At 62.3% G+C, this 13,310-nt stretch carries 13 protein-coding genes and 1 tRNA gene; 6 read left to right on the forward strand and 8 right to left on the reverse strand.

The features are described from left to right. Together AC1Q6J_RS19870 and AC1Q6J_RS19875 are read right to left on the reverse strand one after the other, a co-directional pair. Positions 1–1,887 carry a TRAP transporter permease gene (locus tag AC1Q6J_RS19870; RefSeq protein ID WP_492280904.1) on the reverse strand — a complete coding sequence of 629 codons (1,887 nt, stop codon included), beginning with the start codon at positions 1,885–1,887 and terminating at the stop codon, positions 1–3. Between the two features lie 73 nt (positions 1,888–1,960). Beyond that, positions 1,961–2,908 (reverse strand): TAXI family TRAP transporter solute-binding subunit, encoded by a 948-nt coding sequence (locus AC1Q6J_RS19875; RefSeq protein ID WP_492280905.1) that lies wholly within the window; start codon positions 2,906–2,908, stop codon positions 1,961–1,963. Between the two features lie 303 nt (positions 2,909–3,211). Between AC1Q6J_RS19875 and AC1Q6J_RS19880 the strand changes: the two genes are divergently transcribed. Both AC1Q6J_RS19880 and AC1Q6J_RS19885 read left to right on the forward strand, forming a co-directional pair. After that, the gene (locus tag AC1Q6J_RS19880; protein ID WP_492280906.1) at positions 3,212–4,114 is read left to right on the forward strand and encodes a CHAD domain-containing protein; all 903 of its coding nucleotides are present in this window, start codon (positions 3,212–3,214) and stop codon (positions 4,112–4,114) included. Between the two features lie 112 nt (positions 4,115–4,226). Then, complete coding sequence (locus AC1Q6J_RS19885; protein ID WP_492280907.1) at positions 4,227–5,609, forward strand: cytochrome P450; 1,383 nt, start codon at positions 4,227–4,229, stop codon at positions 5,607–5,609. A gap of 18 nt (positions 5,610–5,627) precedes the next feature. Here the strand turns inward: AC1Q6J_RS19885 and AC1Q6J_RS19890 are convergent, their stop codons facing one another. Together AC1Q6J_RS19890 and AC1Q6J_RS19895 are read right to left on the reverse strand one after the other, a co-directional pair. After that, a complete protein-coding gene (locus AC1Q6J_RS19890) occupies positions 5,628–6,242 on the reverse strand; it encodes a YeeE/YedE thiosulfate transporter family protein (RefSeq protein ID WP_492280908.1) in 615 nt (204 codons plus the stop codon). A 15-nt stretch (positions 6,243–6,257) separates the two neighbouring features. Further along, entirely contained in the window at positions 6,258–6,776 is a 519-nt protein-coding gene (locus AC1Q6J_RS19895) for a YeeE/YedE thiosulfate transporter family protein (protein WP_492280909.1), read from the reverse strand. 196 nt (positions 6,777–6,972) lie between these two features. Between AC1Q6J_RS19895 and AC1Q6J_RS19900 the strand changes: the two genes are divergently transcribed. The 3 genes from AC1Q6J_RS19900 to AC1Q6J_RS19910 all read left to right on the forward strand — a co-directional run bounded on the left by AC1Q6J_RS19900 (position 6,973) and on the right by AC1Q6J_RS19910 (position 9,974). After that, a complete protein-coding gene (locus tag AC1Q6J_RS19900; RefSeq protein WP_492280910.1) occupies positions 6,973–8,574 on the forward strand; it encodes an AMP-binding protein in 1,602 nt (533 codons plus the stop codon). A gap of 37 nt (positions 8,575–8,611) precedes the next feature. Beyond that, positions 8,612–9,790, forward strand: coding sequence for a saccharopine dehydrogenase family protein (locus AC1Q6J_RS19905; RefSeq protein WP_492280911.1), 1,179 nt, complete (start codon positions 8,612–8,614; stop codon positions 9,788–9,790). Between the two features lie 107 nt (positions 9,791–9,897). Continuing rightward, positions 9,898–9,974 (forward strand) — tRNA-Arg (locus AC1Q6J_RS19910). Between the two features lie 133 nt (positions 9,975–10,107). Here AC1Q6J_RS19910 and AC1Q6J_RS19915 read toward each other — a convergent pair. The 4 genes from AC1Q6J_RS19915 to AC1Q6J_RS19930 all read right to left on the reverse strand — a co-directional run bounded on the left by AC1Q6J_RS19915 (position 10,108) and on the right by AC1Q6J_RS19930 (position 12,893). Next, positions 10,108–10,446 (reverse strand): putative quinol monooxygenase, encoded by a 339-nt coding sequence (locus AC1Q6J_RS19915; RefSeq protein ID WP_492280912.1) that lies wholly within the window; start codon positions 10,444–10,446, stop codon positions 10,108–10,110. 27 nt (positions 10,447–10,473) lie between these two features. Continuing rightward, on the reverse strand, positions 10,474–10,818 hold the full coding sequence (locus AC1Q6J_RS19920) for an antibiotic biosynthesis monooxygenase family protein (protein WP_492280913.1): 345 nt from the start codon (positions 10,816–10,818) through the stop codon (positions 10,474–10,476). A gap of 227 nt (positions 10,819–11,045) precedes the next feature. Next, positions 11,046–12,053, reverse strand: coding sequence for an NAD(P)H-dependent flavin oxidoreductase (locus tag AC1Q6J_RS19925; RefSeq protein WP_492280914.1), 1,008 nt, complete (start codon positions 12,051–12,053; stop codon positions 11,046–11,048). Positions 12,054–12,068: 15 nt separating this feature from the next. Then, positions 12,069–12,893 carry a carbon-nitrogen hydrolase family protein gene (locus AC1Q6J_RS19930; RefSeq protein WP_492280915.1) on the reverse strand — a complete coding sequence of 275 codons (825 nt, stop codon included), beginning with the start codon at positions 12,891–12,893 and terminating at the stop codon, positions 12,069–12,071. A gap of 119 nt (positions 12,894–13,012) precedes the next feature. On the opposite strand from AC1Q6J_RS19930, the gene AC1Q6J_RS19935 reads away from it, so the two are divergent. Next, on the forward strand, positions 13,013–13,310 hold a 298-nt coding region (locus AC1Q6J_RS19935; protein ID WP_492280916.1), incomplete at its 3' end, for a hypothetical protein.

Raw genomic sequence — 13,310 nt, forward strand, 5'->3', positions numbered from 1 at the left:
TCAGTCCGGCGCCTTCGGGACCGGCAGCTCGGCCGCCGGCACCAGCGCATGACTGCGTGTATAACGCTGGGTCGCGAAGACCAGCACCGCAAGCGCCGCTCCGATGCTGTCGCTGACGATGCCGGGTTCGATCAGCAACAGACCACCGACGACCAGCGCCACGCTTTGCCAGTGCCGCGAATGCGTCACGAAATAGCCGTGCAACCCGGCCGCGAACAAGAGCACGCCGGTACCCGCGGTGATGCTGCTCCAGATGATCGTCGGCCAGTCGCCGATCATCAAAAGCGCAGGCTCATAGACGAACATGAACGGCACGATGAAACTCGTCGCCGCGATGCGCACGGCCGCAAGGCCGGTAGCCCACAGTTCCGATCGCGCGATACCGGCTGCGGCAAACACCGCCAGCGCCACGGGCGGGGTGATCGCTGACAGCACCGCGAAGTAGAACGCGAACATATGTGCGGCAGGGACCGCGATGCCGAACTTGACAATGGCCGGCACCAGCAGCGCCGTCATGATGATGTAGGCCGGCGTGGTCGGCATGCCCATGCCAAGCACGATGCCGGCGATCATCGTGAACACCAGCGCCAGCATCAGATAGTTTTGCGACAGGCTCACGACGAACTGGGTGAATACGATCCCGAGACCCGATAGCGTCACCACCGCGATCACGACACCCGCCGCGGCGCACGCCAGCGCCACCGGCAGCGCGTTACGCGCGCCGTCGACACATGCGCCGATCAGATTTTCGAACGTCACATATTGACGCGTCGACTTGCGCAGCGCCGCGACCGGGAAACAGGCCGCCGTGCCGGCGAGTGCGGCCAGCGGCGAACTGAAGCCCGAATACATGAAAAAGAGAATGGTCAGGACCGGCAGGAACAGATGCCCGCGTTCGCGCATGACATCGCCGAGCTTCGGCAATTCGCTGCGCGGCACGCCGACCAGCCCGCGCCGCTTGGCTTCGAAATGCACCGCCGAGAAGCACGCAACATAATAGAGAATCGCCGGGATGATCGCCCACAGCACCACCTGCCCGTAGGAGACCCCGAGAAACTCGGCCATCACGAACGCGGCCGCACCCATGATCGGCGGCATGATCTGGCCTCCCGTGGAAGCGACGGCTTCCACCCCGGCGGCGAAGTGCGGCGGAAAGCCCGAACGCTTCATCAGCGGAATCGTGATCGGACCGTCGACCATGACGTTGGCGACAGCGCTGCCGGAGATCGTGCCGAACAGCGCCGAACTGACGCACGACACCTTGCCTGGTCCGCCGGCGGAATGGCCGGTCAGGCTCATGGCGAAATCCATGAACAACTGGCCGGTGCCGGTGCGCTCCATGAAGCTGCCGAACAGCACAAAGATCAGCACATAGGACGCGGACACTGAAAGCGGGATGCCGAAGATTCCTTCGGTGGTCATGTAGAGCTGGTCGAGCAGCCGCATCGGATCGAGCTTGGCGATGAACAGTCCGTAGACAATGAACACCACCGCGGTGATCGGCAATGCGAGGCCGATGACGCGACGCGACGCCTCCAGCACCATCACGGTCATGACGGTGCCCATGACCATATCGGCGGTGGTCAGGTCGTCGACATAAAATATACGGTTGATGACGTAGTCGTAGTTAATGAAGAGATAGAGGATTGGCGCGATAGCCAGCGCGAGCAGAAGGAGATCCAGCACGCTCGGCCTGCCGTCGGTATTTCCGGAACTGCGGTAGATCAGAAACAGCAGCGTCATCGCGAACAGCAGATGCGTGCCGCGAAAGATGATCGCCTCCGGCGCACCGGCGATGATCGCCCACACGTGGAAGATCACCATCGCCACGGAGATGAGTGTCGTGACCATGCGTACGACGCCGCTGTAACTGAAATCCAGCTTCATGATTCTATCCGCCCTGTCCGGAATTGCTTGGCCGCGAACCGCCGGCAGCCTCGGGCCGCCGGCGGCAGTCCGGTCAGTTCGTCTTCACGGTGATGCCGGCTTCCTTGTAGAACCTGGCTGCCCCCGGATGGAACGGAATACCGATGTCGGTCGCCATACCGGCGGGCGTCAGCTTGGCAATGTCCTTGGCGACGGTCGCCAGCGTCGCGGTGTTCGCGGCGAGCGTCTTGACCATGGTGTAAACTTCATCGGCCGGGAGCTTGCACGACGCCACCAGATGCGTTGCATAGCCGATCACCTTCACGTCGCCTTCCTGCTTCGGATAGGTGCCCTTTGGAATAGTCATCAGGGTATAGCCCGGATTGAGCTTCTTCATCTTCTCGTAGCTGTCCGACTGATCGACCATCTTGATGTCGCGCGCAGCGGCGAGATCCATGATGGAGCCAGCCGGAATCTGGGTGCCGAGGCCGAAAGCCATGGCGTTGCCGTCTTTCATCTGATTCACCGAGTCGGTGTAGCCGACGAAGCTGACCTTCACGTCGCTGTAGGTGATGCCGTTGACCTCGAGCAGTTGCCTGGTGATAAGTTCGCCGGTGTTACCGCGCTGCTGGGTGGTCACCGCCTTGCCCTTGAGATCGGCGATCTTGGAAACGCCAGAATCGGCGTTGACCACGAGCTGGTAATACTGCGGATAAAGTGTTGCCAGGTTGCAGACGTTGGTTGTGGCTTTGGGGAACGGGGCGCGGCCCGCCAGTCCATCGACCGTCGAGATCGAGTTACCGAAACCGACGTCGGCCTTGCCTTCGTCGACACCGCGCACGTTGGCAATCCCGGCGCCCGGCAGCGCCTGGACATTCAGGCCGGGAATGGCCTTTTCCCACATGTCCTTGAGCTGGCCTCCGAGCGGGATCCATGAACCTCCCTGCGGGCCGGTCATCATTTTCATTTCGGTTGCGGAAGCGGTGCCCGCGACCGCGCAAAATCCGACCGCGAGTCCAAGCAGCTTTGCCTTGGTGTTCATTGTCACTCTCCCTGATGGATGCCGTTTGCCGGCTTTCTTGATCGCGCCAGTAAAACTGTGAAATCGCGCGAACGCCAGTATTTTCAAACCGCATAAGACGATTGGTGGGTACGCGCGGCGGCGAGATCGCCGACTGCACTGCACAATCAGCGTCGCGTTGTCTTGGCCGGCATCGGAGGGTTGTGATTGCCCGCTTGTCTGCCAAGATCGCAACATCACGCAATCGCAGTATGACTGGACGGACCACTGCCACGGGCGAGGAGAGCTGTAGATTTGGCACGAACTGGTTCGGGACAGACGTCCATGATGGTCGGCCCTCAGGCTTCGCCGGTTGCGCATTCGCTGCGCGAGGCCGCGGATGACATCATGGCCGCGGCCCGGGCCGCGCAAGAAAAGCTCGACTGCGAGGAAACCAGCACCACCATTCATGAGCTACGCATTGCGCTCAAGCGCTGGAGAGCCCTGTTGCGGTTGCTCGAGGACTCAATTGGCGACGAGGCCGTGCTTCTGCGCCACGAAGCAAGCCACCTCGCCCGCGAGTTCGGCCGCAGCCGCGACGCGCAGACCGCTCTCGATGCGTTGGCCGACATCGCAAAACCGCGAGATGCCGAGACACCGCCTCTGTCGGAACGAACCAAAGCCACCCTCACCCAGCGGCTCGAAGACGCGCGAAAGACCCTGGAGGCCGAGCAGCTTCATCCGGAGGCCATTCGACACCTGCACGAGGGCCTGGCCCGAGCGTCCGCCTGCGCGGCAAACTGGCCGCTTGAACGAATCCATTTCGACGAAATCGTGACGGCGCTCGCGAAGTCCTATCGCCGGGCCCGCCGGCGTCGCCCGCGCGAATGGGACAATGCCCATCCGGAGGAGGTTCACGATTTCCGCAAGGCCGTCGTGGCTTTCCGCTATCAGCTCGACCTCATTGCGCCGCTGTGGCCAAAAATGTGGAACACCTTTATCGACGAGATGCAGAAGCTGCGCACGCAGCTCGGCAGGAGTAACGATCTCGTCGCTTTCCGCCGATTGATACAACCGAAGCAACCGCTGGCCCATTGGCGCTCACGGCTGACGCCGCGGATCGACAATCGGCAACAGTTTCATCTCGGCCGCGCGCGGTCGCTGTCCGGCCGGGTGTTTGCAGAATCGCCGCGCTCATTCCGCAAACGCATCGAAGCCCTGGCGAAAGCAGCCGCAGATTCCACTTAATCCGCCGGGGTTCAATGCACCGCACCATCACAACTCCCCGGCCCATCGCAAACGGAGTTGTCGCCCTCCGCCAACTCGGCGATAATTCCGCCAGCTTCCGCGGGGGAACGCCATGTCGATGCAAAGCCTGACATCACCGGTCGCGGTCAAGCCGCCCGTCATGGTGGACCGCAGCAAACTTGCTCACATTCCCGGCGACGAAGGCTGGCCGCTCATCGGGCGGACGCTCAACGTTCTCGCCGATCCGAAGGGCGAAGCCGATGCGATGGCGCGGAAATACGGGCTGGTCTACCGCTCGCGGATTCTCGGCGAAACCAGCGTCTCGCTGCTCGGCCCCGAAGCCAACGAGTTCATGCTGCTCGACCAGACCAAGCTGTTTTCATCGACCAATGGATGGGAAACGATCCTCGGGCGGCTGTTTCCGCGCGGACTGATGCTGCTCGATTTCGAGGAACATCGCCTGCATCGCCGCGCCATGTCGGTCGCGTTCAAATCGGGACCGATGAAAAATTATCTCGCGCAGCTCGATACGGGTATCGCGGCACGCGTGGATCAATGGCGCGAAGCGCCGGGACCGATGCTGTTCTATCCGGCGATGAAGCAGCTCACGCTCGATCTCGCCGCGACGTCGTTCCTCGGCACCGGGATCGGCCCGGAGGTCGATGACGTTACTCGCGCTTTCGTCGACATGATCGCCGCCTCCGTCGCTGTGATCCGCCAGCCATGGCCCGGCACGCAGATGGCGCGCGGCGTCAGGGGACGCCAGCGCATCGTCGCCTATTTCTCGCAGCAGATTCCCCTGCGGCGCGAAAACGGCGGCGACGATCTGTTCTCGCAACTCTGCCACGCGACCCATGAAGACGGCGCCCTGCTGTCGACGCAGGATATCGTCGACCACATGAGTTTTCTGATCATGGCGGCGCACGACACGCTGACATCATCGCTGACGTCGTTCGTGGCGCTGCTCGCAGCGCATCCGCAGTGGCAAACACGATTACGCGACGAAGTCTCGTCACTCGGGATCGAGCCTGGAGCCCCGCTGCCGTTCGAGAAGCTCGATGCCATGCCGCTCACCGAAATGGCTTTCAAGGAAGCGATGCGGATGAAGCCGCCGGTGCCGTCGATCCCGCGCCGGGCGACGCGCGACTTCAGCTTCAAGGGCTATGACATTCCGGCCGGGACGCTGGTCGGGATGAATCCGCTGTTTACCCACCACATGAGCGAACACTGGCCCGCCCCCGAAACATTCGATCCGCTGCGTTTCACCGACGAAGCGCAGCGCGCACGCCATCGCTTCGCATTCGTTCCGTTCAGCGGCGGCGCGCATATGTGCATCGGACTGCACTTCGCCTACATGCAGGCCAAATGCTTCGCGTTTCATTTCCTGCAAAATCTCAAGGTCACCATGGAACCGGGCTATGTGCCCGCATGGCAGATGTGGCCGATCCCGAAGCCCAAGGACGGATTGCGCGTGACCGTGACGCCCGCGCCCTGAGCGCGGCCACCGGGTGTATCACTCCGCCGGCGCAAGCCCCTTGCGGGGCCTCGCTGACGCCGGGAAGTCGCCGTCGACGTCGCTGCCGAGATCCTGCCGCCATGACCGCGCAGCTTCCATGAGATAGAGGACGACGGCGATCACCACGGCGAGAGCGATCGCGCCCTGCCAGTAGGGAATTCCGATCGTGTCGCTGAAGATCAGCTTGGGGCCGGTGCCGATCAGAACCTTGCTTAGCCAAGACTGCGCATACGAGAACGCCACCGCTCCAAACAGCCCGCCCACCAGTGTGAAGATCGCGTCGCGGTAGCCGACACCGATCTGGGCGAGCGTCGTCCCCGGACACGCGCCGGCCAGCGTGATTCCAGCACCGAGGATCAGGCCTCCGACGATGTCGGCTGCGTAAAGCGCGGCCTTCGGTTGCAGTTTGACCAGTCCGAGTCCATTCAGCACCGCAAGCGCCACGGCACCTGTGGCGACCGCCGTCAAAAACACCTTCAGCATGATGAAATTGCGCATCTGCATCTGCCCGACAATCATGCCGGGCTCAAACACGCGGGATTTCTCCAGCGCGAAACCAAAAGCAACGCCCATGAGCACACCGGTGACAATCGCGAACATGACGGAAGACATGGTGTTCCTTTTCGATCAAACGCGGCGAAGCAGAAGCAAGGCGGTCATGATTCCGCCAGCGAACATGGCAACGACCGCGACCGTTGAACCTACCGACAATTGCGCCATTCCCGACAGGCCGTGTCCGCTGGTGCAGCCATCGGCAATGCGCGCGCCGAACAGCATCAGAAATCCGCCCGCGAACGCCACCGCATAACGCGTCGCGGGCGCCGATGAGCCGAGCGCCTTGCGCCAGACCGGCGAAATGACCTGTCGGCTTGCGCCCGATAGTTTCATGGACACCAGCGCGCCGATCGCGATTCCGGCCACCAGTGCCACCTGCCAGACATTCTTGGGCGTCAGCGCAACATGCCGCGCGACATAGTCGATCTTCAGCAGCGACGGATCGACCAGACCCGCCAGCGCAGCTCCGATCGTCACGTAAGACGACGATGCGCCCAGCGCGGTTTCAATCAACAGGAAGGCGGGTATCTGCAACAGACCGATGAGGACGCCCGCCACATAGGGCGACCAGGCTTTTTCAAAGAGCGACATTGCACGGGCTCCTTCATTAGCCAGTCAACCCCGCACCCGCCGCGAGCGCGTTGATGCAAGTCAAGCCGGCGGGTTTTTCAAGGCGCACGAACCGGAAATTGCCGGTTATGGTCTCTCGACTTTGACCTGCGAAGTGTGCTTTTTCTGACGGACAATCAAAAACGTAGCCCGCGATTAAGACGGGCCGGGAGAAAACATGCCGAAGATCGATCTCGCGCCGGACCAGCTCTTACCGGGTCATGTCGGCCCGTTCGCCAGACTCGATGTGCCGTGGCTGCTGCGGCTGCGCGCCGAGACGCGGCGCGATCATCCATTCCTGATCTGGGCGCCGTTCGACGCGCCGCCGCGTCCATGGACCTATGGCGAGTTTCACGAACGCGTCGGCGCACTGGCCGCGGGACTTCAGGCGCGAAGAATCAAGCGCGGCGAATGCGTGCTGATCCATCTCGACAACTGCATCGAGATGCTGCTGGCGTGGTTCGCCTGCGTTGAACTCGGCGCCATCGCCGTGACGACCAACACCCGCTCCGCGCCGGGCGAGATGGAATATTTCGCCGATCACTGCGGCGCAGTCGCTGCCATCACCCAGCCGGCCTATGCCGAGCTGGTTGCAACAAACTGCCGCAACCTGCGCTGGCTCGCCGTAACGTCTCACGACGCCGGCGCAGCCCCCGCGCAAGGACATAGGCCGCCGAAGAGCGAAAGCTTCGAGGCGCTGTTCGCCGACAGCGCCGACCGGCCGCGCCGCCGCGCCGATCCTTACGCATCGTGCAGCGTGCAATACACATCCGGCACCACATCGCGGCCGAAGGCGGTGTTGTGGACCCACGCCAATGCGCTATGGGGCGCGAAGATCAACGCCGTGCATCAGGACCTGCGGCCCGAGGACATCCACCAGATCTATCTTCCGCTGTTTCACACCAATGCGCTGGCCTATTCGATGCTGTCGACGCTGTGGGTCGGCGGCACCGCGGTGATCCAGCCGCGCTTTTCCGCGAGCCGCTTTTGGACGACCGCGCTTGAACATCGGTCAACCTGGACATCGCTGGTGCCGTTCTGCGTCAAGGCGCTGATGGAGCGCGAAGTCCCCAAGGCGCATCACTTCCGGCTGTGGGGCAGCGCGATCTGCGAACCTCCAACCGATACGATGTTCGGCGTGAAGACCATCGGCTGGTGGGGCATGACCGAAACCATCACCCACGGCATTGTCGGCGAGCCCTATCAGCCCAACATTCCGCTCGCCATCGGCCGTGCTGCGCCGGAATACGACATCCGCGTCGTCGACGAGCATGGCGCGCCGACGCAGACCGGCGGCACCGGCGATCTTCTGATCCGCGGCATTCCTGGTCTGTCGCTGTTCAAGGAATATCTGCACAACGAGCAGGCGACGCGCGACAGCTTCGACGAACACGGCTACTTCATCACCGGCGACCGGGTGAAACTGCTGGAAAACGGCTTTTTCCGCTTCGGCGACCGCGCCAAGGACATGCTGAAAGTCGGCGGCGAGAATGTTGCCGCCTCCGAGATCGAGCAGGTCGTCATTACGGTCGCGGGCGTTCGTGAGGCAGCGGTGGTTGCCAAGAAGCATCCGATGCTGGATGAGGTGCCGGTTGTGTTCGTCATTCCCACCAGCGGCCTCGATGGCGCGCCGCCGACGCTGCATGACGATATTCTGCGCGCCTGCAAAAGCGCGCTGGCCGACTTCAAGGTACCGCGCGAGGTCCACCTCGTCGGGGAGATGCCGCGCTCGACGCTCGAGAAAGTCGCCAAGGCGGAATTGAGGAAATTGCTGGCTTGAGCGATCGCGCAGCCGGCGGAGACTTGAGGAAACAACGATGACCCAGCCGAAATTCGATGTGGTGGTTTATGGCGCAAGCGGCTTTACGGGCCGGCTCGTCGCCGAGTATCTCGCCGCGCACTATGGCCCCGGAAGCAATTTCAAATGGGCGATGGCAGGCCGCAGCCGCGACAAGCTCGCTGCCGTCCGCGACGAAATCGGCGCGCCGAAGGACACGCCGCTGATCGAGGCCGACGCGGGCGATCCCGCTTCGCTCAAGGCGCTGGTCGGACAGACCAAGGCGGTTTTGACCACCGTCGGCCCTTATCAACTTTACGGCTCCGAGCTTGTCGCAGCCTGCGCGGCATCCGGCACCGACTATCTCGATCTCTGCGGCGAGCCGGCATGGATGCGCCAGATGATCGACGCCCATCATGCCACCGCGCAATCCACCGGCGCCCGCATCCTGTTTTCCTGCGGGTTCGATTCGATCCCGTTCGAACTCGGCGTATTCTTCCTGCAAAGTGCGGCGAAGAAGCAGTTCGGCGCGGCCATGCAACGCGTGAAGGGCCGCGTGCGCAAGATGAAGGGCACGTTCTCCGGCGGCACGGCGGCAAGCCTGAAGGCCACTTATGCAGCGGCCGCGAAGGATCTCAGCATCGTGCCGCTGCTCAAGAATCCGTTCGCGCTGACGCCAGGGTTTGAAGGCCCGAAGCAGCCGCCCGGCAACAAGCCGCTCCACGACGATGACCTCGGCATGTGGGTCGCGCCGTTTGTGATGGCGACGATCAATACCCGCAACGTGCATCGCTCGAATCTCCTGATGGGGTTCCCCTACGGCCAGGATTTCGTCTACGACGAGATGATGCTGGCCGGCCCCGGCGAGAAAGGCGAAGCAACCGCCAAGGCCATCGTCGCAGCCAATGCCGCGATGGGCGGCCCCGGCGGGCCGAAGCCCGGCGAGGGGCCTTCGAAGGAAGAGCGCGAGACCGGGATGTATGACATTCTGTTCGTCGGCGTGACGCCGGACGGCCGGCAGATCCGCGCGTCGGTCAAGGGCGATCGCGATCCGGGATACGGATCAACGTCCAAGATGATCGCCGAGTGCGCCGTCTGTCTGGTGCGCGATGCGCAGGATGTGGCTGGCGGCATTTGGACACCGGGCGCGGCATTGGGCGACCGTCTGATCAAGCGGCTTGAGGAGAATGCGGGGCTTCGGTTCGCGGTGGAGGGCTGAAAGGCGGACTAGCTCCCGCGAACCTGCCCGGACGCGCTCCAAATCGGGTTTTCAGTCCCCCGCCAGCCGTTGCCCGCACTGGATCAATCGGCTAAATGGAATGCGCCGCACCCGTAGCTCAGCTGGATAGAGCGTTGCCCTCCGAAGGCAAAGGTCACACGTTCGAATCGTGTCGGGTGCGCCAGATTTTTCTTGTTTGTCAGCGAGATATGCGCGCTCCGCGTTAAAACTCCCGTTCTGTCTCATTCGAGTGAGTAAGCAGGCTATCTGCGCGACGGGCTCTGCAATGGTCCGATGGCGCATTGAACGCCTTGTGTTCAGTCGCGGACCGTTGGCGGTTCGCGCGCAAGACAGACGTCTATTCCCGAGGTTGCAATCGTCGTACAGAACGTTATCTCCGGCGGCCCGAGAAGCAGGGGGACGAGCCGGGTCAACGCCGCTCTGACGGGCGCCCGCGTCAAATGTGCTTCACAGGCAGCCTGATCCACATAGAGCTCGTAGAGCAGAAACCGGCCGGTGTGGTCGCGAGGTTTGTGGACCGCATAAGCGATGTTCCCCGGCTCGTCGCGTGTAACCTCGACCAGCTCACGAAGAACGCTTTCCGCTTCGGCTGTTGATGATGACCTAGCCATTAGGTCGGCGAGCAGCAAAAGCATTATCCGACCTCTCTTCCCGGTTCACGTTCACGTGTGCGCCTCACGACTGTCGCGCGGCGCCTGTTCACGCTCGGTCATGCCATAGTCACGCAAGACGGCTGCCACACGCAGCCGATAATCTAGGAATACGTCCTTGCGGCTATTTGACTGAACATTGCGATGGACTTCCCAGTTGCGGAACGCCTCGACCGCCGCTTCATCGCGCCAGATCGAAAGCGCCAGTAATTTTCCCGGGTCCGAGAAACTCTGGAATCTTTCGATCGAGATAAAACCATCCATCTTCTCGAGTTGCGGCCCAAGCCTCGCACCCATATCCAGATAGGTCTGCATCTTTCCGGGCGCCGGCCATGACTCGAAGATTACCGCAATCATTTCCCTACCCCTGACAATCTGGAAACGCCGTCAGAGCGACGGCCCAATTCCACGGTTGAGACGCCGACACACAGGTCGGAGCAATATGGCCTGCACGTCCTGACGGCCAACGAATACAACTCACCTTCAGATGAAGCACAATGAGGTCCACGGGAATGCAGGTGCAGCAAGGACCCGGTGACTTGCAGGCGAGTTTTAGCATCGGAGCATTCATCGACTTCGGACTGCTAACGAACATATTCGATGTTGCGTCTCAATATGGCCTCCGCTTCGGCACCGGTGCGCGCAAGCAACTCACCTACCGGCTCGATCGCAGTGATCAGAGCCGCAGAGGTGCCGGCATAGAGCGGGCCAGCTTCCCAGTCACCGTCCATGGTCTCCCACGGCGGCGACACGTTATAGCGCAACATCGGCGCGCCCTCCGGGAAGGTGCCTATCCGTTCACCCTCACCCGGTCGCGATCCACTCGGCGGACAACCCTCTGCCCTCCAGCGTTCGAACGTCGAATTGGCGATCACGCGATGAGGAGAGTTCGGCCAGCCTCCATCGAACAGCGTGGTCTCGACCAGATCGGACACACCCGACTTGACGATCATCTGCTTGTAGCCGGGGTGGCTGCCGCTCTCCTCTGTGGCGACAAATCGCGTACCCATCCAGGCGCCACACGCACCGAGGGAAAGTGCAGCAGCCAGGCCTCGCCCGTCGGCAATGCCGCCGGCAGCAACGACCGGGACTCCCCGAGCCACGTCGAGCACCGCCGGCAACAGCGTCATCAGCGGCGCCTCACCGGTCAGATGGCCACCGGCCTCGCGGCCCTGCGCAACGATGAAATCCACGCCGTTGTCCACCGCCCGTTCGGCCTCGGCCGGACCGGAGACGGTCCAGAACACCGTCGCCCCCGCGTCCTTGGCGCGCCGTACGTAAGGGGCGGGATCGCCTCTGAGCAGCGACACCACGCGGCACCCGGCATCCAAGGCCGTTTCGAGCCGCCGTGTCTGATCCGCGATCAGCACGAGGTTGACGCCGAACCGGTCCGCGCTCCCTGCGGACGCGATATAGCTAGACAGGGTCTGACGCAGTTCGGTCTCAGGAATGTGGCCCAAGGCAACGAAGCCGAGGGCTCCTTCGCGCGCCAGTGCGCCCAGAAATGCCGGTGTCGACCCACGACCAAGCGGCGCCGCGATGATCGGATGTTGTAAACGGAGGCGCTGTGTGAGAATCGTCCGAACAGGCATGTGGTTACTCCGGAGTTACTGGGCGATTGCGCTTGCCAGAGCATCGTCGAGAGATCGTTCCGCACGCTTCCAGCTGCAATACATTCTCTGCAGGTCGCGGGGATAAGTCGCCTTGGCCTGCTCGGCGACCGCGGCATCGATCTCGGCAGTGACGAATGGCTGCGCAGCCGTGGTTTCGCCAAGCAAGGCTGCCTCCGGCGAGAGCAGCCAACTGCCGCCGGAAAACCAGTCGCGGTCGTAGGAGCGTCGGTTTGCGGAAATGACGTAACAGCCGGAAGCGATCGCCGACATCTCGCAGGCCACCCGCCATCGTTTGCCGCCGCCGCTTGCCCGCGGATGCGCGATGAGATGCGCATCGGCGAATCCGATTTCCCGGGCATGCTCCGGGAACATTATTTCGCTGCAAAGCTGAACGCCAACGCGCAGCGGACCACACGGGATCGGTGCAAAATCTCGGTCGCCGCGATCGAACCAGACCGTCTCCCTCGCAACCGGCGCATCAGGCAAATACCACTTATGCCGTATCGGCTGATATCCCGACGCCTTCGACCATAGGAACGCCTCGTTTAGCCGAAGCCCTTCACGCTCGACCGGTCTGGAACTCATCACCCACTGGCATGTGAGCTCACCGAATCTGCCGATCATCTCGTCATGCTTGGCGATGGCGCCGCGCCATTGACCGAAGTCGACGGCATCCCCGACAAAAATCCATTCGCAGAAGGGCATTTCGGGCAGGACCACGATGTCGGGATTCTCTGCGGCGGTGTGCTCGACGAGTGCATCCCAGGCCTGCTTCTTTCGCGCGGCTTCGTCGGGAAATTCACAGATGGAGAGTTTCATTGCCGACCCTCTAAGTATGATGTTGTAGTCGCAAGACTCCCGAAGGCGCCCCGCGACCGTCGTGATGATCGTCTCAACGCGCGATCCATCAGTCGCTCCGAGCGTCGCTTTAGCCACCCATGCCCTCGGATGACGCTGCAGATCTGATATTTGAATTCGCTATAGAAGCTGTCGAAACCACGTTTCTTGGCAGCGCCATGTTCGGGATTGATCCGCCATTTGTGAAGCGCTTCTTCGGATTCGAACTCCACAATTGTCACCCGCTCTCCGTCATCGGCGACGAAACCCTTATGCGAGATATAGCTGGGCACCGCCTGCGCCAGCTCGCTCATGCGCTCTGTGTTGCAACAAAGTTGAGATGTCTCGATCTCAGCAAAGTTAAAATGTCACGGGGCGGCCTGTCAGGGGACGGAAGAC

The organism is Afipia sp. MLSD5-FHT05B12 (assembly GCF_058793355.1).